Here is a 21,327-nt window from a genome sequence, read left to right on the forward strand (position 1 = left end):
AGATGAAACAACTGTATGAAAAAATCATTGAATTCAGGGATGAACGAAACTGGGATGCCAATCACAACGAAAAGGATTTGGCCATTTCCATTTCACTAGAGGCAAATGAACTCCTGGAGAATTTCCAATGGAAAACAAGCCGGGAAGCAGTGGAAACGACACATCAAAATATTAAAGAAGAAATGGCTGATGTCCTGATTTATTTAGTCCAACTGGCTGATAAAATGGATATCGACTTAGAAGAAGAGGTGTATAAAAAGCTTGAAAAGAATGCCCTGAAGTATCCGAAGTAATGATGAGGGACGGACCTTAAGTAAAGGTACGTCCCTTTACTTCTTACTATATTTTCTTAATGGAAATCGCGTCACGCATTTTTAGCAAAGAGTCTTTCGACAGTTCTTTTCTTTTCATCATGGTGTTGACGTAGAGGGCATCCACAATACTGAGCTGACTGATTCTTGAAGCAAGTGCTTCAGATCGATATTCGGTTTCTTGAGATACTGTAAAAAGAGGAATGTCGACCCCGTTGCTCAAAGGGGATTTGGCCAAGTGAGTAATGGCAATGGTCGTTACCCGATTCTTCTTCGCTACGTCCAACACTTCCAATAGATCTTTGTTCGATCCAGAATGAGAGATAAATACAATCACATCTTCTTCTGTTAATTGAGAAGCTGAGATAAGCTGCATATGAGAATCATTGTAAGCCGTAGTGGTCATCCCGGTTCTAAGGAACTTATGATGAGCATCCATGGCAACAAAGCCAGATCCACCCGTTCCGTAAAATTCAATTCTTCTGGCACTCAGCATCCCTTGAACGGCTTTCGTGAACATTCCCTCGTCCAGCATACGGGAAGAATCCTCAAGGGTCCTAATATTAGAACGGAACACTTTTTGGGCAATAACTCCTTCAGAGTCCTCCTCATTGATCGTTTCATGAATATCTTTAATTGGCGTTACAAGGTCAGAAGCCAGGGAAATTTTCATAGCCTGGTAGCCCTTAAAGCCTAATCGCTTACAGAATCGGAAGACTGTAGCGTCTGCAACCCCCAGGTCCTCTGCTACACCACTAATGGTAGAGTGGATAATTTTTTCAGGATTAGCAATAATAAAATCTGCAATCATCTTTTCTTTTTCACTGAATTGTGAGTAATGGGAACGGATTCGTGGCAAGCAATGCTGTACATTATCATCGGTATTCATGAATAACCTCCTTATACATTAGATACTGATGAAAATAATTTTAACCTAAATAACAAAATAAAAAAATATTATTTCATAAAAATCCACCACGGGAAATTTATTTCGTATTATAATATATACGGTGAAAATATATTTACTCGATTTGAAAGGAATGATCAATAGATGACAAAACAACAAATAGGGGTTGCCGGTGTTGGAGTGATGGGAAAGAGTTTGGCCTTAAACTTCGAAAGCAGAGGCTATTCAGTTTCTATATATGATGTATCTGATGAGAAGGTTAGAGAAGTCCTTGAAGAGCATACAGGGAAGAAAATGGTCGGAACTCACGATGTAAAAGAATTCGTCCAGTCATTAGAAACACCAAGAAAAATATTAATCATGGTTCCGGCCGGTAACATCACCGATAAAGCCATTGAATCTTTACTTCCTCACTTAGATGAAGGGGATATACTGATTGATGGAGGAAATACATACTTTGAAGACACGATTCGCCGAAATAAGGAGCTGGGTGAGAAAGGGATCAACTTCATTGGAGCAGGAGTTTCCGGCGGTGAAGAGGGGGCTTTATACGGTCCTGCTATTATGCCTAGCGGTCAGAAGGAAGCTTATGACTTAATCGAGCCTTTCTTAACAGCGATTGCTGCAAAGGTTAAAGGCGACGCGTGCAGTACATATATCGGTCCTGACGGATCTGGCCATTATGTGAAAATGGTCCATAATGGAATTGAGTACAGTGATATGCAGCTTATTTGTGAAGCGTATTATCTCATGAAAAATGTCTTAGGTTTAAATGCAACAGAGCTGCATGAGATATTCAAAGAATGGAACGCGGGGGAGCTGGACAGCTACCTGATTGAAATCACGGCGGATATCTTTACCAAGGTGGATGAAGAAACAGGAAAGCCCCTTGTTGAAGTGATCCTGGATACAGCAGGACAAAAAGGTACTGGGAAATGGACGAGTATTTCTGCACTGGAATTAGGTGTACCATTATCAATCATTACTGAGTCTGTGTTTGCCCGTTTCATCTCTGCCATGAAGGAAGAACGTGTGAAAGCAAGCAAGATTTTAAAAGGGCCGAAGAATAAAACGTTCTCCGGTAACAAAGAAGAGTTTATCGAAATGATTCGTAAAGCTCTCTATTTAAGCAAAATTTGTTCCTATGCACAAGGTTTCGCCCAGCTTCAATCTGCTTCGGATGAGTATAACTGGAACCTGAAGCCCGGCGAGATTTCCATGATTTTCAGAGGTGGATGCATCATTCGTGCAGGCTTCCTGGAAGAAATCAAGAAAGCCTATGATCGTGAACCGGGATTAACGAATTTACTTCTTGATCCATATTTCAAGGAAATCGTAGAAAACTATCAGGAGGAAGCGAGAGAAGTGGTGGCTACAGCCATTAAATTAGGTATCCCTGTACCAGGTCTAGCGAGTGCTTTAGCATATTATGACAGCTATCGCTCAGAGTCACTCCCTGCCAACCTCCTTCAAGCCCAACGTGATTATTTTGGAGCCCATACGTATCAGCGAGTGGATAAGGAAGGAACATTCCATACGGATTGGTTATCTAAATAAGAAGAGTGCCCTGTGGGAATCCCACAGGGCTTTTGATTAACGTATTATTCTTTGCTTGATGAGTCATCTTTCGTATGATGTTTATTTTTCTCGTCCCGCTGCTCTTTTTTTAAGTCATCGAGGGGAATTGGGTCCACATTCTGCTCACTTTCATGCTGATCAAGAATGCCGTCATGATCTTTATTGATTTGTTCTGGATTGTCATTGGCTCTCTTTGTCATTATCTTTCATCCTCCCTTAATGAGTCGTTGTTGTACAATACCCTTCTTGATGAGAGGAAAACATCGGGGAGGAATAGAACATAAGAAAGCCACCTATCTATACAGGTGGCTTTCTACAATGGTGCTTTAGATTTTTACATCGACTTTAGCATTTTTCTTTAAATCTTCTACGTGTTGAACAAGCTTTTCTTGTTTTTTCTGTTGTTCTAACTGAGTCTTGATCTGAGGTTTAACTTCTTCAAATTTTGGTGCATCCTTTGATTCACCCTGACCTTGCTGACTTGCGTACTGATCGTAAAACTTCTTCATTTCCTCTTCAGAGACTTCTTCTACTTTGATTTCTTTCTCAACGTAGTTTGTGTATTTGATGTTTTCAGCGATTTGAGTTTTTAACTCATCCATCGTGAATCCGGCTTTTTTCATTGCATCTTCAAACTTCTTTTCATCACCGTACTGCTTTTTAACTTCTTCCAGTTGTTTATTGATTTCATCTTCTGATGCCTTATATCCTTTTTCATCGGCTTGCTGCATAAGGAGTGTTTGTCCAACCAGACTATCAATAGTTTGTTCTTTTATCTTCTTTGCTGCCTCTTTACTTGTCGGGTCTTGACCCATTTGTTGATACTGCATTTGTGATTGAGTCAATACGTTGTTGAAATCTTCACCTTTAATTTTTTCATCGTTTACAATGGCAACGATCTTATCTTTTTCAACCTTTTGTTCATCCATTTTCTTCTGCATTTCTTCCATCTGCTTAGCTTGCTCCTCTTGAGCCTGTCCATCGCTTTTTTCTTCTGTCTTCGCTTTATCTTCAGCTTGTTTTTGGCTCTCCTCGTTCGAACCGCAAGCGGCTAGTCCAATCGTTAGTAATGCTAATAGTAAAGTCGTTAATAATTTTTTCATAATAGACTCCTTTCAGAACTAAGGTGTGATTTCGAAAAAAATCACTTAATGCGCATTTTAAATGAAAAAACCGTAAAAAGAAAGTATTTAAGCTGAAAAGTATTGATTGTAATAAGGTTGAAATACATTAAATTGCTTATATGGTCCCTCTTTCACTATTGTGTATGCGGTTACATTTGAACTGAAAGCTCCCGGGTAGAAATGAAATTGTAAGAGGATTTTCACATACATTAAAGCCGAACTAAAAAAAAGAGGCTGTTTAAATCGAGTTCATTCTCCATTTAAACAGCCAATAAAAAATATTGGGGACCAAAGAATACTGTCAAACAACCTTCTATTTGAATTATAGAGAGTGGGAACATTTTCTTCAACTAACATGTAGGAAGGTGTCGGCTGACTAGTGTCCATTTGAAGGTTGTATTCAATCTTCTCCTATTCTTTTCATGGAAAATAATAATTATAAGCATATTTCATAGGAAGGATTTATCCTTCCTTCTGTTCAACTTATTACAACTCTTGACTTTACGAGTGTAATAGAGTGATACTATTAAAAGATTTCAACTTCTAAACAAAGTGAATAGTTCCACTTGTAAATTCATTTTTAATCGTTTATGATGATACAGAACACAACATTTAGTGTTATGTTTGATGATTTTAACAATATATTGATTATAACCTGTGAATAGGGTGTCTGAATGGACTTAAAAGGGAATCCGGTGTGAATCCGGAGCTGTCCCCGCAACTGTAAGTGCTGACGAAATAAGGAACTGCCACTGTCTTATACGATGGGAAGGCCTTAGAGTAGGGTGAAGCATGAGTCAGGAGACCTGCCTTATTTATTCACGTGTTATCTTCTTCGGGAATTGGGAGGATAAAGCGAGGATTGTAATAGGCTTTAAGTCTATGTACATATCTCCGTATATATTAGGCCCATCCTTCTGAAGGATGGGCTTTTTTGAATCCTATCCACACTGTATAAATTGGGAGGAATATTTATGTCAATCGTATCACAAGAGCAGCGACTAATAGTGGAAGCAGAGGAGATTATAACAAGTCTCCACAGTCGTTTTCCACAGCTCCATTTTAAAGAATTCGATGAAAAGATTTTTATGTATGCTAACGGACAGTCTGTACTGAGTAAAGAAAAGCTTTATCATTTCATGATTCTCACTGCAGTTGAACGTATTTCTGCCCATGAACCCGATTGGACCTATGTGGCTGCAACACTTTATTTAAAAAACCTTTATCGTACAGTTGCTAATTCCAGGGGAATTGAAAAAGACAAGTTATACAGTTCCTTTAATAAATCAATTCACGAGTTGACTGATCGGAAATTATATACGTCAGCCCTGCTCGAATCTTATACAAAAGAAGATATAGACTTCCTGGCAACGATCATGGATTCATCTAAAGATCAATTGTTTACTTACATAGGGATCGTCACATTAACAGAGCGGTATTTAACAAAATCCCATGATGGAAAGATTCTTGAATTACCACAAGAGCGATTATTGATCATTGCCATGACTCTCTTTATGAACGAACCGCGTGATAAGCGGATGGCGCTCATTCAGGAAGCGTATTGGGCACTATCCAATTTGTATATGACGGTAGCCACCCCTACATTCGCCAATGCGGGGAAAAGTCATGGTCAGTTATCAAGTTGTTTTATTGATACGGTGGCAGATGATTTAAGGAGCATTTATGACAGCAATACAGATGTTTCCACATTAAGTAAAAACGGTGGAGGCCTGGGTATCTATTTAGGGAAAGTCCGAAGCAGAGGAAGTGATATTAAAGGCTTCAAGGGTGTAAGTTCAGGTGTTATTCCATGGATGAAGCAATTAAATAACACGGCCGTATCGGTTGATCAATTAGGCCAGCGTCAAGGAGCAATCGCTGTATATTTAGATGTATGGCATAAGGATATTTTTCCTTTTCTTGATACGCGATTAAATAATGGAGATGAAAGGCAGCGTACTCATGACCTCTTCACAGGTGTCAGCTTACCTGATTTATTTATGGAGCAAGTGGAGAAAAGAGGGGAATGGTATTTATTTGATCCTCATGAAGTGAAAATAGGCATGGGTTTTTCACTGGAAGATTACTATGACGAAAAGGATGGAGAAGGCTCGTTCAGGGATAAGTACTGGGAGTGTGTAGAAAACCCTGACCTTTCAAGGGAAGTGGTCCCAGCGATTGAAATTTTCAAGCGGATCATGATTTCCCAGCTTGAAACGGGAACACCCTATATGTTTTACCGAGATACAGTCAATCGGCTAAATGCCAATCAGCATAAGGGGATGATTTACTGCAGTAATTTATGTACGGAAATCGCCCAGAATATGAGTGCGACCATTATGGAAGAAGAGGTCATAAAGGACGGGAAAATCATTACCTATAAATCTCCGGGAGATTATGTCGTCTGTAATCTGGCATCTGTTTCTTTAGCTAAAACGGTAATGGATGATGAGCTGGAAAGAGTGGTGTCCATAGGAGTAAGATTACTGGATAATGTCATTGATATAAATAAACTTCCAGTCCTGCAAGCCCAACTGACAAACAGGCGCTATAGAGGGATTGGATTAGGAACCTTTGGGTGGCATCACCTTCTTGCTTTAAAAGGGTTGAAATGGGAGAGCGATGAAGCCGTTGATTATTGTGATTCCTTATACGAGGATGTTGCCTATTACACGATTAAAGCCAGTCATGAATTAGCAATAGAAAAAGGATCTTATCCATATTTCAGCGGTTCAGATTGGTCCACCGGAGAGTATTTTTCCAAAAAAGGATATTCAGGACCAAGGTGGAATGTACTCAGGGAGGAAGTTTCTACTAAAGGGATACGAAACGGATATTTAATGGCCGTCGCCCCTAATTCATCCACCTCGATCATAGCCGGATCCACAGCAAGTATAGATCCTTTGTTCAGATTAGAGTACTCAGAAGAAAAGAAAGATTATAAGATTCCTGTTACAGCCCCTGATTTATCACCTAAGACAACCTGGTATTACAAAACGGCCTATAACGTAGATCAGCACTGGAGTATTAAACAAAATGAGAAGAGACAGCGTCATATAGATCAGGGAATATCGTTTAACTTGTATGTGCGAAATGATATCAAGGCGATAGAGTTATTATCTCTTCATTTAGATGCATGGAAGTCAGGGTTGAAAACGACCTACTATGTGCGATCAACATCTGTTTCGAATTTTGAAGAATGTGAAAGCTGCCATAGCTAACCGGGAGGAAGATGATAACGTGAATGGATTGAAGAAGCGAATCTTAATAGATTCAGAGGCACCAAATAAATCAACAGGTATCGTAAATGGGAAAAGTTCGAATATATTGAACTGGGATGATGTCAGGTTCTCATGGGCATATCCGAAATATAAGAGAATGCTCGGGAATTTCTGGACACCTTTTGAAATCAATATGGCAAAGGATATTAAACAATTTCCGAATCTTTCATCGAGAGAGCAGGAGTCCTTTTTAAAAATCATCGGTTTACTGGCTCTACTTGATAGTGTGCAGACAGATTACGCCGGTAAAGTGGCAGACTATCTGACGGATTCCAGCTTAAATGCGCTGATGATCATTCTTGCACAGCAAGAGGTTGTACACAATCATTCCTATAGCTATGTATTATCGAGTATCGTGTCAAAAAAGAAACAGGATGAAGTGTTTGATTTCTGGAAGAACGATCCAATCTTAAAGAAGCGGAATGAATTTATTACGAATGGGTATAAGGGCTTCGTAGAATCTCCTACCATTGCGAATCTATTAAAATCGATCATTTATGATGTGATTCTAGAAGGTTTGTTCTTTTACTCCGGATTTGCCTTTTTCTATAATTTGGCCAGAAATCAAAAAATGGTGGCGACCTCTACGATGATTAATTACATCAATCGGGATGAACAGCTGCATGTTGGCTTATTTGAAAAAATATTTAAAGAAGTACTGAACGAGAACCCCTCTTATCATACGGAAGAGCTGCGCGACTTTGGACATGATGCTTTCAAACAGGCAGCTATCCTGGAAATAGAGTGGGGAAGGGAAATCATCGGATCTCACGTTGATGGGCTGTTAATGAGCGACCTTGAAGATTATATTAAGTTCATGGCGAATAAAAGAGCCAAACAGTTAGGCTTTGAAGAACCATTCCAAGGGTATAAATCGAATCCTCTAAAATGGATCATTGCTTATCAGGAAGTGGATAGAGGGAAGACCGATTTCTTTGAACAAAAATCAAGGCAATATACCAAGACATCAGATGCTAATGGGTTCGATGAACTATAAAGACAAGAAAGCGAGTCATCAAGACTCGCTTTTCTTATTATCTCTCTTCAATAAATGGCCCGTAGTCTCTTCTCTTGTGCTGAACGGCAACCCATTTGACGGTTGTGAACTCTTCGAGGGCCCATTCTCCGTTAAAGCGGCCAAGACCAGAATCCTTTTCTCCGCCAAATGGCATATGAGGCTCATCATTCACAGGTTCATCATTTATATGAATCATCCCGGTCTGTACTTGGTGTGCAAGATTCGTCGCCCTCTCAATGGAGGATGAATGTACAGCCCCGCTCAACCCATAAGGATGTTCATTGGCAAGTACAATCGCTTCTTCTTCATCTTCAAAAGGTATGATTGCGGCCACAGGTCCGAAGATTTCGTTCTTCGCGATCGGCATCGAGTTTGTGACGTGGGTTAATACGGTAGGCTGCAATAAGTGTTTATCAGCGTTGCCTCCTAATACAACTTCCGCTCCTTGTTCCTTGCTGCTTTCAATATCCTTCAGAATGCGGTCTACTTGATCTTGATCGATTAAAGGACCGATATGGGTTGTTTTATGTGAAGGATCTCCTGCATTTAGTTCTTTTACACGAGATACAAAAGCTTCGATAAATTTATCGTAAATGCCTCTTTGAACCATGATCCGATTTATGGACATGCAAATTTGTCCTTGATGATAGAACTTACCGAATAGGGCAGATTCAACAGCCTGATCAAGATTTGCATCATCCAAGACGATAAAGACGTTATTCCCACCTAACTCAAGAGAAGTCTTCTTGAGGTTCTTTCCTGCGAGCTCACCTATCCGACGTCCCACCTCAGTGGAACCTGTAAAGGAGATTAAACGTGGAATCGGATGAGTGACGATATCATCCCCAATTTCTGATCCCTTTCCGACGACTACATTAAGTAATCCCTTTGGCAGTCCCGCTTCTTCAAAGATGCTCGCAAATAATAGTCCGCCTGTCACAGGAGTGTGGGTAGCTGGTTTAACCACAACACCATTTCCGGTTGCTAAAGCCGTTGCAATTGAGCGTACAGCTAAATGGAAAGGGAAGTTCCATGGGCTGATTACTCCCGCAACCCCCAGCGGTTCTCTATAGACACGGTTTTCTTTCCCGGGCACCTGAGAAGGCAGGATTTTCCCTTCCATTCTGTAAGGATAGGTTGCCGCTTCCTTCATACTATTAATGGAAACCTTCACTTCTCCTGCCGCTTTCATGTATGTGCTGCCAGACTCTTTAATGAGCCAATCGATGATCAACTCCTGATTGTTTTCGACGACTCGAACAGCTTTTTCCATCACTTCTCTTTTTACTTGAGGAAGTTCCCTCGCCCAGCTTTCTTGTGCTTTTTGTGCTGATTTATATGCGGTGTCGAGATCTTCTTTACTGGCAGCTTTAATGGAAACAAGCTCTGTATCATCGAATGGGTTTTTATTGGGAATCATATTCTCACTGCTTCCTTTTACCCATTCTCCATTAATGAATAGTTTATCAAATTGTGTATTCATGATTCGTCCTCCTCATTATTCAGTTCCACTTTATTGTATACACTCTGGAGAAATTGCTTAAACAAGAAGCAGAGAGTTGGAGCTTCCATTACCAAAAATATGAAAATAAATGTTTAACTCTCCCGGTAGTGGGAATATACATACTAGATTGAATGAGAGGAGAGGTTTTACATGGCAAATCATTCTACAGAAGAAAAAATGGAGTCGAAAGTTGACAGTACGTTAGACAATATGTCTCAGGACAAAAAAGAGGATATCCTTTCAAACTTTGATCATTTCAAACAATACTTAGGTAATAAAGTTTCCTTAGCGGATAAGTTAGGGATGAATGAAGAGCAGCAAGCTAAGGCAGCCCAAAAAGTGGGAGACTATCTTGCTGCACATGAAGAGCCAAAGAATAGGGAAGAGAAGTTATTATATGAATTATGGAAAGCGGGTAACGAGGAAGAGCAGCATATGCTTTCCCATATGTTAGTGAAGCTTGTTCACGCTGAATCATAATCGAATTGAATATAAGTAAGGGCATCCGCTTGGGTGCCCTTTTTTCTGACTTTTATAGAAGAAGGGTGGGATCAACACTAACAATGACATTTCCCTTGATTGCACGGGTGATCATACAAGACTGCTCGGCTTTCATCATCAGTTTTTTAGCGAGGGAGATGTCTTTTTCTGTATGGGAGGGGATTAATGTCAAGACAGGACGATGAATGATTTCTTTGTACGTAATAACGCCTTTTTCCACTTCTACAATTCCTTCAGATGTCATCGTTAAGCCAGTTTTCCCGATGTGGCTTCGTTCAAGCATTGCGGCTAGTGTAATGATATAACATGTAGCTGCAGCACCCAGAAGCATTTCATCAGGATTTGTTCCAATCCCAGGGCCGTCCATTTCTGGAGGGATGGATATGTTTATATGTAAATTTTCTGAACTCAAGGTTCCTACATCGTTTCGTAAACCTGGCCAATCAGTCGTGATATGAAAAGAGTGTCGAGTCAAAATTATAGCCTCCTAGTTTTAAAGATAAGACTATTGTAAACGCCTTAATAGATAAGGGCAAAGAAAAAAGACCCTACAGAGTAGGGTCTTCCTGGGTAGCATAAATTATGCTTTAGTAACGTTAGCAGCTTGGTCGCCACGGTTTCCTTGAACGATTTCGAAAGAAACTTTTTGACCTTCTTCTAAAGTTTTGAATCCTTCGCCTTGAATAGCTGAGAAGTGTACGAACACGTCGTCTCCACCTTCGCGCTCGATGAATCCGAAACCTTTTTCTGCGTTAAACCATTTAACTGTACCTTCTAACATAATGTTACCTCCTCGTGTGTTCTCCACACAATTGTATTACTATTCTTGCTCATGTAACTTCAAGGCGAAAAGCTTTAAAAACTTTGTCTATCCTTCCATTCCGAACAAAAATAATTCTCTTACATAATATCAGGTAACCATATAAAAGGCAACCCTAACGAATGATGGAAATAAAAATACGCTGATAGAATGTGTGAATATTACGTCATTTATTTTTAAAGATTCGTACGCACATTCCACAGCTCAGGGAAGAACCGGTGGTCCAGAACCTTTTTTAGATAGCCTACTCCGCTTGATCCTCCCGTGCCCATTTTATGCCCGATGATCCGTTCCACGGTTTTCATATGTCTGAAACGCCATTGTTGAAGCCAATCCTCAATATCGATCAATTTTTCGGCTAATTCGTATAAATCCCAATATTGATCGGGATGCTTATAGACTTCTGTCCATGCATCCAATACAGTCTGATCTTCCTCGTAAGGCTTCTTGTAGTCCCGAAGAAGTACATCTTCATGAATGGTTAAGCCCGCTTTTGATAGGGCATGGATGGAAACATCATATAGGGAAGGGACCTCGTATGCCTCTTTTAGTTGGGCTAATAACTCAGGATCTTTCTTATAAATCTCCAGTACATGTTTCGTTTTGTACCCAAGAGCAAATTCGATCATTCTATATTGATAGGATTGAAATCCTGAGGCTTGTCCAAGGCTGTCCCTGAATTGTACATACTCTGAAGGAGTAAGTGTGGATAGGACATCCCATGCATGAATGATTTGTGATTGAATCTTTGAAACACGTGCCAACATTTTAAATGCAGGAGAAAGTTCTCCTTTTTGAATGGAAGTGATACTAGCTTTGATTTCATGCAGAATCAATTTCATCCATAACTCGCTTACTTGATGAATGATAATGAATAACATTTCATCATGATGACCGGATAATCGTTTCTGACTATGGAGTAACGTATCCAGACCAAGATACTCACCATAGGTCATTTTATTAATAAAGTCTGTGAATACATCTTCATTCCCCATTGTTTCCTTGTTGTTTACCATATCAATTCTCCCTTTCCTTTCGTCTGCTTCGAACAGTGATGCAAGAAATTTTCTTTCTATATATTGATTTCTTGAATGAGAGGGGGAAATCCTTTATTAGTTACGGGTATTTTCGTGAATTTTGATTGTTGGTTTTTTATTTATCTTGTCTATTTGTTCAATAGTGACATTCATTCAGAAAAATTTAATCCTAATACAGAAAGTTGTGTTAATATTAGTTCAATTTATTATGCATGTGGGGTGAATGACATGGAAAAGATTTATCTTTCTTCTCATTTATATATACGCAGGTTAAAGAAAGAAGATTGGAAGGACGTTCATCTCTATGCGTCTCAAGAAACTGTGTCTCAGTATCAGCCATGGGGCCCGAATTCAGAGGTGGAAACACTAGCGTATGTGGAGGAAGTGTTGAAAGCTGAAAAGGTGGTTCCACAAACAAGGTATGTTCATGCCTTGGTCGATGAGAGAATCGGTCGTGTGATTGGTGCAGGAGAAATTATCATCAAGAGCTTCGTTCATCAATCAGGTGAGATCGGGTATATACTACATCCTGATTACTGGGGGAATGGAATCGGAACTCTCCTTGGAAGAGCGTTAGTGGAGCGAGGGTTCTCTGAGTTGAATTTGCATAAAATCTCAGCGAAATGTGGGTCCCAAAACATAGCCTCTCATAAAGTGTTAACAAAAATCGGAATGACGTTAGAAGGAAGAATCCGTCAAGACCTGAAAATGAAAAATGGGTGGAGAGACTCTCTGCTATTTGGTTTATTAGAGGATGAGTGGAAAAAAGGGGATGCAGAATGAGGTGAGGATCGGGGACTATTCCATATCCTCTTAGTAATTCCTCACGCTTATCATTTGACAGGGAAAATGGAGAAAGGTCTAATGATAATGCAAAGCTGTTCAAAAATGATTGAATTTTGCATGAAAGGGGAAAATAAGAATATCTTTTCCTATTTAGGAGTTTAAAACCATGAATATCTTACATCATACTAAGAATGTGACAGTTCGATTTTTTAAGGAACGCTTCTTCGATCATTCTGCACAGTTGGCGTATTATTTATTATTATCCATCTTTCCGTTTTTAATTTTTGTCTTTTCGCTGATTAGTTATCTGCCCATAACGGAAACCAATGTATTGCTTCTGATTAAGCCTTTTGCACCTGATAAATCATACGCTATCATTCAAAATAATATTGATCGTATTTTGTATGACCAACGGGGAGATGTATTGTCCATTTCCATCTTCTTTACCTTTTGGCTTTCCTCTATGGCCGTCCAATCCATGGTAAGATCAATGAATCAAGCGTATAGAATCGAGAGGAAGAAACCCTTTTTAATCGCGTTATTATATGATTTATTATTGACAGTCGGCTTTATGTTCCTTATTTCATTTTCCCTTATCGTACCTGTAGTTGAGGAATATATCCGTCATGCAAGGTTCGCAGAAGGGAAGATTAACGGAGAATGGAGTCAAGCGTGGGTCATTGGAAAATGGGGTTTAAGCTCGATCTTTATGTTCATACTCTTCCTGTTTCTTTATATGGTTGTTCCAAGTAAACGAATTTCCTTCCTACATGTCATTCCCGGTGCACTATTCGCAACCTTTGGCTGGCAAGGGGTTTCCTGGTTATATGGTACCTATGTTAAACTGAATGACTATTCCCAGTTCTATGGCCAGCTGGGCAGCGTCATTACGTTAGTTGTATGGTTTTACATTTCCTCCACGATATTATTGATTGGTGGATTACTGAATGGGAGTGCAGCTGAGAAAAAGGTGAAATAGGAAAACCACTGAAATTGTCCAGCGGCTTTCCTATTTCTATTACGTTTGGTTTTCTTCCCTCATCATCAATACAAGCTTTTTCGAAATGGCAAGTAAGACTAAGCCCAGGATAATGGCGGTGGCACCGATGACAGCGAAGATTTCCAAATATCCCAGTGTGGCTGTCAGGGAGGCTAACTGTCCGGCCAGAAGACTCGCCACCCCTATGGCAGCCATCCAAACCCCCATCAGCAAGGATGCGATTTTAACAGGTGCTACTTTACTGACGAGCGACAAACCGACAGGTGATAAAAAGAGTTCTCCAAGGGTGTGCAGAAGGTAAGTAAAGACGATAAACAGTAAGTTTGCCTTCATGGTAATATTCTGTTCATCCGAACCCGTTTGCATGACTGCGGGAATGAGGATCATAAATCCGAGTCCGAGGAGAATCATTCCGATTCCCATTTTTGTCGTCATGTTCAGGTCGCCTCTATTTGACCTTGAAAGCTTTAACCAGACACTTGAAAGAATCGGTGCCAGAATCACAATGAACAAGGGGTTAACAGATTGGAACCAGGCGACAGGAATAGTATAGCCGAACACTTCTCGATCGATGAAATTTTTCGTATACAGAGTGAACGAGCTTCCTGCCTGTTCAAAGCCAGCCCAGAAGAAAACGACAAAGCAGGCTAGGATTAGAATGGCTCTTGTCCGCTGCTTTTCTTTCATCGACAGAGGAACATTCTGGTTCTCGTTCGCTTCTTCTGCCAGTGCTTTATTGGGCCTTAATCCAACGTTTCCAAGATACTTATTATTTAATGTGCTAAAGATGATTTGTCCAGTAACCATTCCGATGGAGGATGCAAGGAAAGCCCATTTAAATCCATAGTGCATCGTACCATCCGCAAGTGTTTTGAGAAATAAATCCTCTGCGAGAAACCCTGCAATAAGCGGTGCGAATAATGCTCCCAGATTAATTCCCATATAAAAGATCGTAAATGCTGCATCCTTTCGTTTATCATTTCGTGGATAGAGCTCACCAACCAGGGTTGAGATATTCGGTTTGAAGAATCCATTTCCGATTACTAGAAGGGCTAATCCTGCATATAGCCCAGTTTGGGAGTGGGTAAGGAAGATTAAAAAATCCCCGCATGCCATTGTGATGCCCCCAATGGTAATCGCTCTTCTCAATCCTATATAGCGGTCTGTCATCCACCCTCCGAATATTGGTGTGAAATATACACTTCCGGTATAAATTCCATAGATGGATAATGCCTTGGCAGGATCCACACCCAATCCCCCGCTTACAAATGCAGTTGTTAGATAGAGGACGAGAAGAGCCCTCATGCCATAGTAACTGTACCGTTCCCATAATTCTGTGAAGAACAAGAGATATAACCCTTTCGGATGTTTCTTACCTTGAGGTAAATTGTCCAGTGTTGATGAGTTCACTATATCACTCCTGTTTCTTTGATGTTTTTTATTGTGTTAATGATTAAGGGGCTACAGTAAACTTCCTACGAATCCATTCATAGTATTCCCGTTCCCTTCATAGGCATGTACAAAAAGGGGCGGTGGGAAAAATGGAGTTTAATGGTTGTTTATATTGTGGTCACCCTGATTTGACGGAAAGTGAAATATTCTTAAGGGAAGAATATGGTGATGGGTTTACGATTCTGCCTCATGGACAAAAGATCAGGGGGAATATTGGCTTTTACTTCTGTGAGAACTGTGGGTATCTTCATCCGTTTCAAAAAGAGATAAGAAAGAAATTTGAAAGAGAAGCGATTAAAAAATCCAATCGTATTAGATGGAATATTCGGTAAACATGATTTGTAGTAATCTGGCAAATGACGGTATAATACGGGAAGGGAGGGAGTCAAATGAATACATATCCAGATACGAAGAAAACTCTTCAATTAATTAAGGAGCTTGTAGAAATTCCAAGTCCTTCAGGAAACACGAATAAAATTATGAATTTTGTTGAGGAATATCTTTCAGACCTAAATGTAGAAATGAAAAGAAACCGAAAAGGTGCACTGATCATTACGCTACCTGGCGAAGACACAGAAAGACATCGCATGCTGACGGCACATGTGGACGCTCTTGGCGCCATGGTCAAGGAAATCAAGAGTGATGGACGTTTGCGTTTATCCATGATTGGTGGATTCAGATGGAATGCAGTCGAAGGGGAGAATTGTCAGATTGAAACCTCTTCAGGCAGAACCTACACTGGAACCATCCTTATGCATCAAACATCCGTTCACGTATACAAAAATGCAGGTGAAGCAAAACGGGATGAAACGAATATAGAAGTTCGTATTGATGAAAAGGTCGGAAATGCCAAGGAAGTAAGAGAGCTTGGTATAGAAGTGGGGGACTTTGTTTCTTTCGATCCTCGTGCTGAAATTACAGAAAGCGGGTTTATTAAATCTCGCCATTTAGATGATAAGGCGAGTGTGGGTATGCTTCTCTGCTTGATTCGCCAAATCAAATCAGAAGGAATCGCTCTTCCTTATACGACCCACTTCTTAATATCCAATAATGAAGAAATAGGATACGGCGGGAATTCTAATATTCCTGACGAAACCGTTGAATATCTGGCAGTGGATATGGGAGCAATCGGTGATGGTCAATCAACGGATGAATACACCGTATCTATTTGTGCAAAGGACTCAAGTGGACCCTATCATTACGAATTGCGTAAACACTTAGTCTCATTAGCTGAAGAAAACGGGATCGAATATAAAGTCGATATTTATCCTTACTATGGTTCCGATGCATCAGCCGCGATCCGTGCAGGCTTTGACATCGTTCATGGACTGATCGGTGCGGGGATCGATGCTTCTCATGCATATGAGCGAACGCATGAATCCTCGATTCTCAATACGGAAAAATTACTTTGGCAATATGTTCAATCAAAGATGGTTGAGGAGTAAAGTGAAGCCTTTGATCACCCTTATTATGGGTGTGATCAAAGGCTTTTTTGTTTTAGTCATCGTGAATGGGGGTATGGTGACAATTGTGTGAGAAAAGTTTGTTTTGATTATAGGAGGTATTTCTCTTATCAAAGCGAAGATGATAAGATAAAATAGATACAATATTAATACAAAAGAGGTAAGCAAATGATTACATATAACCTGTTAGACAGCATTAAATTAAAAACCATTTACGGTGAATTGCCTTCAGAAATAAACGAAATTCATGTCGATTCCAGAAAAGTGACAGAAGGAAGCTTGTTTGTATGTATAAGAGGCTACACAGTGGATGGACATGATTATGCACAGATGGCCGTTGAAAAAGGAGCCACCCTGATTGTTGCAGAAAAACAATTAGATATTGATTTAAATCATGCGGCATTAGTCGTAGTTAAAGACTCATTCAAAGCCTTGGCTCAATTATCCAATAAGTATTATGATTACCCTTCACAAAAGTTAACGGTTTTCGGTATAACCGGTACAAACGGGAAGACCACAGTGAGTAACCTGATCCATTCCATCCTGAAAAAAGACAGCCGGAGCTCCGCATTATCCGGCACAATCGGCTTTAATCTAGATGGAGAACTGCTACCGAGTGAAAACACAACCTGTGACAACTTAACGAACCAGCAGATGCTTCAAAGAGCAATCAATCGCGATATCCAGAATTTCACCCTTGAAGTATCCTCACACGGACTCGCGTTGGGGAGATTATGGGGTATCGACTTTGATGTGGTGGCTTTCACCAATTTAAGTCATGACCATTTGGATTATCATGGGACGATGGAACATTATGGATATGCGAAAGGGTTATTGTTCTCACAATTAGGTCAAGACTTACAAGATCCAAAGTACGTTGTTCTTAATGCAGATGACGAATGGTATGAGCGCTACAGCTATATGACTCCTCATGAAGTGATCAGCTATGGGCTAGAAGGGCACGCTGACTTTAAGGCAGAAGATGTAGAGTATTATAATGATTTAACGAAGTTCACGCTGGCTTCTCCTGAAGGAAACTTTAAGGTGGAAATGAAGCTATTAGGAAAGTTCAATGTATACAATGTCCTTACAGCTATGGCTTGTCTGTATGCGAGGGGGATGGAAGTATCCAGACTGGTGGAAATTGTTCGCGACCTTCCACCTGTAAGTGGGAGAATGGAGAAGGTTGAAATGGATGCCCCCCTCTCCGTTTACATTGATTATGCACATACACCGGATGCAATCGAAAACGCCATTCAATCAGTCCTGCCGTTCAAGGAAAACAAAATCATTTTCCTCGTCGGAACAGGAGGAAATCGTGATAAGACAAAACGTCCTACCATGGCAGAAAAAGCATCACTTGCAGACTATGTCATCTTAACGACAGATGACCCGCGATATGAAGAGTACGATAGCATACTAAAAGATCTTGAAAAAGGAATGCAGCATGACCAGTACGCTTTAATCGGGGATCGTGCCGAAGCGGTTAAGCATGCAGTGGAAGTTAGTGAACCGGGGGATATTATCATCTTTGCCGGTAAGGGTCATGAGGATTATCAAATCATCGAAAATACGAAATATCCTCATAGTGACAAGGATATTGCGATAGAAGAAAGCAAGTTGAAGTACGGTATAACTGAATAATCTTAAACGGAGTAGCAGACCAATATGACAGATGTTGGTCTGCTTTTTTATATGTACATAGACGACTTTCTTAAACTTTGGTAAATTTAACTATATATTAAATGATGAGAGAATGAAGCTAATGAGATTTTCGTTGTACTTGAATGATTATGAAACAGAGAAGTTGTTTTCTACTTTGAGGTGGCTGTTTGTTGTGATCGCTACTCTTATATTTTACGTACCTCCCTTTTCTGATAATATCACTACCAATAAAGAGGTCTTTCCCTTTTTATTAGTATCCGGGGTCATCTATATGCTTGTGACTCAAATTGCACTTATTCGGGCCAGGGATGATAAAAGAAGTCTCCAATTCATCTTAAAGGCGGGGATAATGTTCGATTTCCTGGCATTAATCTGGCTGATGTTTTTATCAGAAGGGATACATAGTCCGCTTTACCCGATTTCAATATTGTTTGTCATGCATGCAACGATTTATTGGAGAACCAAAGGAGCCCTCATTTCCCTTGCTGTATTTAGCCTGGCATATCTTTTGATGGGGACCGTGACCGTCAACTTAAGCGAATTCCAACATTATTTCACTCTTTCTATTAATTTGTTTTTCCTTTGGATCATCGGTCTTTTTGGGGCGTTGATCATGCTACGGGAGCGTGCTCATTATGCGCAAAAGGAAGCCTATCATCATCTCGCCCATAGAGATTATTTGTCTGGCTTATTCAATCAGCTATCATTTCAGGAAAAGTTTAGAAAGAAACTGGATGAGAATGAATCCTTCACCATACTCCTTGGAGACATCGATGATTTCAAAAAAGTGAATGATGAATTAGGACATTTAACAGGGGATGAAGTCATTCGAAAGGTAGGGGAAGTTTTTCGTACCCTCTCTGAGATATATAAGGGACAGGCATTTCGATATGGAGGAGAAGAATTTGTCATCCTATTGCCTCATATGGATGACCATGTTATCCATCAGTTTTTAAAAGAGTTATACAGCCGGTTGGAGTCCTTACAGCCTCTGCCGATTTCCATGAGTTTCGGTCAAGCTGAAACGACTGAAGCGAATGACCCGGAAGAGCTTATCGCACTCGCCGATCAAAGACTTTATGCAGCAAAGAAATCAGGGAAAAGAAGAACCTGTCTGTCAAATGATGAGTTGTTCACTCCATCAGCAGTCTAGAATGAAAAGAAGCTGTCCACCTAGAGGACAGCTTCTTTAATAATCAAATCGATTATACAAACATACCAGCTATTGCAGCGCTTAGTAATGAAGCGAGTGCACCGGCAATGACGGCTTTTAATCCTAATCGGGCAATATCCCCTCTGCGGTCAGGGGCAAGGTTACCAAGTCCACCAAGTAAAATACCCAATGAAGAAAGGTTCGCAAATCCACAAAGAGCGAAGGAGATGATGGCTACCGCTTTATCCGATAAGTTCCCGATTTCAGGAGCAAACGCGGAATAAGCAACGAATTCGTTGATGACAAGCTTTTGTCCAATGAAGTTTCCGGCGATGACTGCTTCACTCCAAGGTACTCCAATCGCAAATGCAAGTGGAGCAAAAGCATATCCAAGTAAGAGTTCAAGTGAAAGGCTGTCAAAACCGAACCAACCACCTACAAATCCGAGTAAACCATTAATAAGGGCAACGAGTGCAATAAATGCAAGTAGCATTGCACCGATATTTAAAGCTAATTGAAGCCCGACGCTGGCACCTTTAGCCGCTGCATCGATGACATTTGCCGAATCAGAATCCGCTTCCATATCAAGCTCTTTTGGTTCAGGTGTATTATCTGTCTCAGGTACAAATAACTTTGCCAATACGAGTCCTGCAGGAGCTGCCATGAAGCTTGCTGCCAATAAATATTCCAAAGGAACGCCCAGTAAGGAATACCCGACTAATACGGAACCGGCAACGGAAGCAAGTCCACCTGTCATGACTGCGAAAAGTTCCGATTCAGTCATTTTAGATAGATAAGGCCTTACTACTAACGGGGCTTCAGTTTGTCCGACAAAAATATTCGCTGCTGCAGACAGTGACTCGGCCTTTCTTGTTCCTAAAAGCTTTGCCAATCCGCCACCTAAAATTTTGATGAAAAACTGCATGATTTTAAGATAGTAAAGGACTGAAATTAACGCAGAAAAGAAAATAACGACTGGAAGGACATTAAACGCAAAAATAAACGCAATATTGGATTCTTCCGTATAAAGACCACCGAAAAGGAAGGTGATACCTTCGTTTGAATAATTGATTATAGCGTTGACACCTTGAGTCAACCATTTAAGAGAACTTTGACCCCAAGAAGTTTCTAACACGACAAAAGCGAAAAATAACTGTATAGCTAGTCCTCCAAGGACGGTTCTGAAATTAATACGCTTTTTGTTCGTAGAAAATGCAAAAGCAATTCCCAGAACGACAATGATACCCATGATACCCCATAAATATTGCACTTCTTTCACCTCTTCAAAATTTAAGTTTGTAACTTGATGCTTTCGGTTTTTTATTTTACAATTCTTTCAGACGTCTGACAACCTACAATTACACGAATTTAGTGAAGTTGTACGGACAACATCGTCTTTAGTATGCGCCAATAAAGCGTTTTCATGAAAGGGGATACAAATTATGAAGATCAGAAAAAATTTTTTGGAAGGCTTGGAACAAAAAGTATATATATATGAAAACAAGAAAGAAGAGCTCATATTAATTGCGGTGCCGTGTATTCAATGGTCTTATTCTTTTACCTATGAAGAGGAAGATATACACACAAAATTATTCCATTCATTACAGGAGAGGGTTTCAGGAGAGACAGCAACCACCTTAAGTTCCCGGATTGTTCAGTGGACACGTGAGATGTAAGAGATAATGTAAGGCGAATACGGTCCCATTCACACTGATAGAAGATGATCA

General features: G+C 40.2%; 21 protein-coding genes and 1 riboswitch. Of the genes, 12 read left to right on the forward strand and 9 right to left on the reverse strand.

Annotation, left to right across the window (positions count from 1 at the left end):
- Positions 1 to 2 precede the first annotated feature (2 nt).
- Positions 3 to 293, forward strand: a complete 291-nt coding sequence (locus Q1B03_RS08515; RefSeq protein WP_299740355.1) for a nucleotide pyrophosphohydrolase — start codon at positions 3 to 5, stop codon at positions 291 to 293.
- Positions 294 to 339: 46 nt separating this feature from the next.
- Here Q1B03_RS08515 and Q1B03_RS08520 read toward each other — a convergent pair whose 3' ends face one another.
- Complete coding sequence (locus Q1B03_RS08520; protein ID WP_299740356.1) at positions 340 to 1,200, reverse strand: MurR/RpiR family transcriptional regulator; 861 nt, start codon at positions 1,198 to 1,200, stop codon at positions 340 to 342.
- A 162-nt stretch (positions 1,201 to 1,362) separates the two neighbouring features.
- On the opposite strand from Q1B03_RS08520, the gene gndA reads away from it, so the two are divergent.
- Positions 1,363 to 2,775 carry an NADP-dependent phosphogluconate dehydrogenase gene (gene gndA, locus Q1B03_RS08525; protein WP_299740358.1) on the forward strand — a complete coding sequence of 471 codons (1,413 nt, stop codon included), beginning with the start codon at positions 1,363 to 1,365 and terminating at the stop codon, positions 2,773 to 2,775.
- A gap of 44 nt (positions 2,776 to 2,819) precedes the next feature.
- Here the strand turns inward: gndA and Q1B03_RS08530 are convergent, their stop codons facing one another.
- The gene (locus Q1B03_RS08530) at positions 2,820 to 2,996 is read right to left on the reverse strand and encodes a hypothetical protein (protein ID WP_181778144.1); all 177 of its coding nucleotides are present in this window, start codon (positions 2,994 to 2,996) and stop codon (positions 2,820 to 2,822) included.
- A 126-nt stretch (positions 2,997 to 3,122) separates the two neighbouring features.
- Entirely contained in the window at positions 3,123 to 3,899 is a 777-nt protein-coding gene (locus tag Q1B03_RS08535; protein WP_299740361.1) for a SurA N-terminal domain-containing protein, read from the reverse strand.
- 668 nt (positions 3,900 to 4,567) lie between these two features.
- Positions 4,568 to 4,749, forward strand: a riboswitch (cobalamin riboswitch).
- 145 nt (positions 4,750 to 4,894) lie between these two features.
- Here Q1B03_RS08535 and Q1B03_RS08540 point away from each other — a divergent pair.
- Positions 4,895 to 7,141, forward strand: coding sequence for a ribonucleoside-diphosphate reductase subunit alpha (locus Q1B03_RS08540; protein ID WP_299740363.1), 2,247 nt, complete (start codon positions 4,895 to 4,897; stop codon positions 7,139 to 7,141).
- Between the two features lie 19 nt (positions 7,142 to 7,160).
- A complete protein-coding gene (locus Q1B03_RS08545; protein WP_299740365.1) occupies positions 7,161 to 8,198 on the forward strand; it encodes a ribonucleotide-diphosphate reductase subunit beta in 1,038 nt (345 codons plus the stop codon).
- Positions 8,199 to 8,235: 37 nt separating this feature from the next.
- Here the strand turns inward: Q1B03_RS08545 and Q1B03_RS08550 are convergent, their stop codons facing one another.
- Positions 8,236 to 9,702: an aldehyde dehydrogenase family protein gene (locus tag Q1B03_RS08550; protein ID WP_299740367.1), complete on the reverse strand. Its 1,467-nt coding sequence runs from the start codon at positions 9,700 to 9,702 to the stop codon at positions 8,236 to 8,238.
- 171 nt (positions 9,703 to 9,873) lie between these two features.
- Between Q1B03_RS08550 and Q1B03_RS08555 the strand changes: the two genes are divergently transcribed.
- Entirely contained in the window at positions 9,874 to 10,203 is a 330-nt protein-coding gene (locus Q1B03_RS08555; protein WP_299740369.1) for a DUF3243 domain-containing protein, read from the forward strand.
- A gap of 52 nt (positions 10,204 to 10,255) precedes the next feature.
- Here Q1B03_RS08555 and Q1B03_RS08560 read toward each other — a convergent pair whose 3' ends face one another.
- From Q1B03_RS08560 to kynA, 3 genes are all read right to left on the reverse strand, one after another.
- Positions 10,256 to 10,699, reverse strand: a complete 444-nt coding sequence (locus Q1B03_RS08560; RefSeq protein WP_299740371.1) for an SACOL1771 family peroxiredoxin — start codon at positions 10,697 to 10,699, stop codon at positions 10,256 to 10,258.
- 105 nt (positions 10,700 to 10,804) lie between these two features.
- The gene (locus tag Q1B03_RS08565) at positions 10,805 to 11,005 is read right to left on the reverse strand and encodes a cold-shock protein (RefSeq protein WP_034763568.1); all 201 of its coding nucleotides are present in this window, start codon (positions 11,003 to 11,005) and stop codon (positions 10,805 to 10,807) included.
- A 215-nt stretch (positions 11,006 to 11,220) separates the two neighbouring features.
- The gene (gene kynA, locus Q1B03_RS08570; RefSeq protein WP_299740375.1) at positions 11,221 to 12,060 is read right to left on the reverse strand and encodes a tryptophan 2,3-dioxygenase; all 840 of its coding nucleotides are present in this window, start codon (positions 12,058 to 12,060) and stop codon (positions 11,221 to 11,223) included.
- Between the two features lie 249 nt (positions 12,061 to 12,309).
- Here kynA and Q1B03_RS08575 point away from each other — a divergent pair, with 249 nt between their 5' ends.
- Together Q1B03_RS08575 and Q1B03_RS08580 are read left to right on the forward strand one after the other, a co-directional pair.
- The gene (locus Q1B03_RS08575; protein ID WP_299740378.1) at positions 12,310 to 12,864 is read left to right on the forward strand and encodes a GNAT family N-acetyltransferase; all 555 of its coding nucleotides are present in this window, start codon (positions 12,310 to 12,312) and stop codon (positions 12,862 to 12,864) included.
- Between the two features lie 169 nt (positions 12,865 to 13,033).
- Positions 13,034 to 13,846: a YihY/virulence factor BrkB family protein gene (locus Q1B03_RS08580; protein WP_299740380.1), complete on the forward strand. Its 813-nt coding sequence runs from the start codon at positions 13,034 to 13,036 to the stop codon at positions 13,844 to 13,846.
- Between the two features lie 39 nt (positions 13,847 to 13,885).
- Here the strand turns inward: Q1B03_RS08580 and Q1B03_RS08585 are convergent, their stop codons facing one another.
- The gene (locus Q1B03_RS08585) at positions 13,886 to 15,277 is read right to left on the reverse strand and encodes a peptide MFS transporter (RefSeq protein WP_299740382.1); all 1,392 of its coding nucleotides are present in this window, start codon (positions 15,275 to 15,277) and stop codon (positions 13,886 to 13,888) included.
- Positions 15,278 to 15,408: 131 nt separating this feature from the next.
- On the opposite strand from Q1B03_RS08585, the gene Q1B03_RS08590 reads away from it, so the two are divergent.
- The 4 genes from Q1B03_RS08590 to Q1B03_RS08605 all read left to right on the forward strand — a co-directional run bounded on the left by Q1B03_RS08590 (position 15,409) and on the right by Q1B03_RS08605 (position 19,600).
- A complete protein-coding gene (locus Q1B03_RS08590) occupies positions 15,409 to 15,651 on the forward strand; it encodes a hypothetical protein (protein ID WP_299740383.1) in 243 nt (80 codons plus the stop codon).
- A 57-nt stretch (positions 15,652 to 15,708) separates the two neighbouring features.
- On the forward strand, positions 15,709 to 16,764 hold the full coding sequence (locus Q1B03_RS08595; protein ID WP_299740386.1) for a M42 family metallopeptidase: 1,056 nt from the start codon (positions 15,709 to 15,711) through the stop codon (positions 16,762 to 16,764).
- A 186-nt stretch (positions 16,765 to 16,950) separates the two neighbouring features.
- Positions 16,951 to 18,426 carry a UDP-N-acetylmuramoyl-L-alanyl-D-glutamate--2,6-diaminopimelate ligase gene (locus Q1B03_RS08600; protein ID WP_299740388.1) on the forward strand — a complete coding sequence of 492 codons (1,476 nt, stop codon included), beginning with the start codon at positions 16,951 to 16,953 and terminating at the stop codon, positions 18,424 to 18,426.
- Between the two features lie 121 nt (positions 18,427 to 18,547).
- Positions 18,548 to 19,600 carry a GGDEF domain-containing protein gene (locus Q1B03_RS08605; RefSeq protein WP_299740389.1) on the forward strand — a complete coding sequence of 351 codons (1,053 nt, stop codon included), beginning with the start codon at positions 18,548 to 18,550 and terminating at the stop codon, positions 19,598 to 19,600.
- Between the two features lie 52 nt (positions 19,601 to 19,652).
- Here the strand turns inward: Q1B03_RS08605 and Q1B03_RS08610 are convergent, their stop codons facing one another.
- Entirely contained in the window at positions 19,653 to 20,870 is a 1,218-nt protein-coding gene (locus Q1B03_RS08610; protein WP_299740391.1) for a NupC/NupG family nucleoside CNT transporter, read from the reverse strand.
- A gap of 172 nt (positions 20,871 to 21,042) precedes the next feature.
- Here Q1B03_RS08610 and Q1B03_RS08615 point away from each other — a divergent pair, with 172 nt between their 5' ends.
- Positions 21,043 to 21,276: a YueH family protein gene (locus tag Q1B03_RS08615; RefSeq protein WP_299740393.1), complete on the forward strand. Its 234-nt coding sequence runs from the start codon at positions 21,043 to 21,045 to the stop codon at positions 21,274 to 21,276.
- Positions 21,277 to 21,327: the final 51 nt, after the last annotated feature.

Origin of the sequence: uncultured Rossellomorea sp., assembly GCF_947488365.1 — a bacterium.
In the GTDB taxonomy this organism is placed as follows: Bacteria; Bacillota; Bacilli; order Bacillales; family Bacillaceae_B; genus Rossellomorea.

Bases quoted from the DNA above. Each gene is read 5' to 3' on its own strand.
- Q1B03_RS08540 (WP_299740363.1), top strand. From the start codon at position 4,895: ATGTCAATCGTATCACAAGAGCAGCGACTAATAGTGGAAGCAGAGGAG.
- Q1B03_RS08600 (WP_299740388.1), top strand. From the start codon at position 16,951: ATGATTACATATAACCTGTTAGACAGCATTAAATTAAAAACCATTTAC.
- Q1B03_RS08555 (WP_299740369.1), top strand. From the start codon at position 9,874: ATGGCAAATCATTCTACAGAAGAAAAAATGGAGTCGAAAGTTGACAGT.
- Q1B03_RS08535 (WP_299740361.1), bottom strand. From the start codon at position 3,899: ATGAAAAAATTATTAACGACTTTACTATTAGCATTACTAACGATTGGA.
- Q1B03_RS08605 (WP_299740389.1), top strand. From the start codon at position 18,548: ATGAGATTTTCGTTGTACTTGAATGATTATGAAACAGAGAAGTTGTTT.
- Q1B03_RS08550 (WP_299740367.1), bottom strand. From the start codon at position 9,702: ATGAATACACAATTTGATAAACTATTCATTAATGGAGAATGGGTAAAA.
- gndA (WP_299740358.1), top strand. From the start codon at position 1,363: ATGACAAAACAACAAATAGGGGTTGCCGGTGTTGGAGTGATGGGAAAG.
- Q1B03_RS08575 (WP_299740378.1), top strand. From the start codon at position 12,310: ATGGAAAAGATTTATCTTTCTTCTCATTTATATATACGCAGGTTAAAG.
- Q1B03_RS08615 (WP_299740393.1), top strand. From the start codon at position 21,043: ATGAAGATCAGAAAAAATTTTTTGGAAGGCTTGGAACAAAAAGTATAT.
- kynA (WP_299740375.1), bottom strand. From the start codon at position 12,060: ATGGTAAACAACAAGGAAACAATGGGGAATGAAGATGTATTCACAGAC.
- Q1B03_RS08515 (WP_299740355.1), top strand. From the start codon at position 3: ATGAAACAACTGTATGAAAAAATCATTGAATTCAGGGATGAACGAAAC.
- Q1B03_RS08530 (WP_181778144.1), bottom strand. From the start codon at position 2,996: ATGACAAAGAGAGCCAATGACAATCCAGAACAAATCAATAAAGATCAT.
- Q1B03_RS08565 (WP_034763568.1), bottom strand. From the start codon at position 11,005: ATGTTAGAAGGTACAGTTAAATGGTTTAACGCAGAAAAAGGTTTCGGA.
- Q1B03_RS08520 (WP_299740356.1), bottom strand. From the start codon at position 1,200: ATGAATACCGATGATAATGTACAGCATTGCTTGCCACGAATCCGTTCC.
- Q1B03_RS08580 (WP_299740380.1), top strand. From the start codon at position 13,034: ATGAATATCTTACATCATACTAAGAATGTGACAGTTCGATTTTTTAAG.
- Q1B03_RS08595 (WP_299740386.1), top strand. From the start codon at position 15,709: ATGAATACATATCCAGATACGAAGAAAACTCTTCAATTAATTAAGGAG.
- Q1B03_RS08590 (WP_299740383.1), top strand. From the start codon at position 15,409: ATGGAGTTTAATGGTTGTTTATATTGTGGTCACCCTGATTTGACGGAA.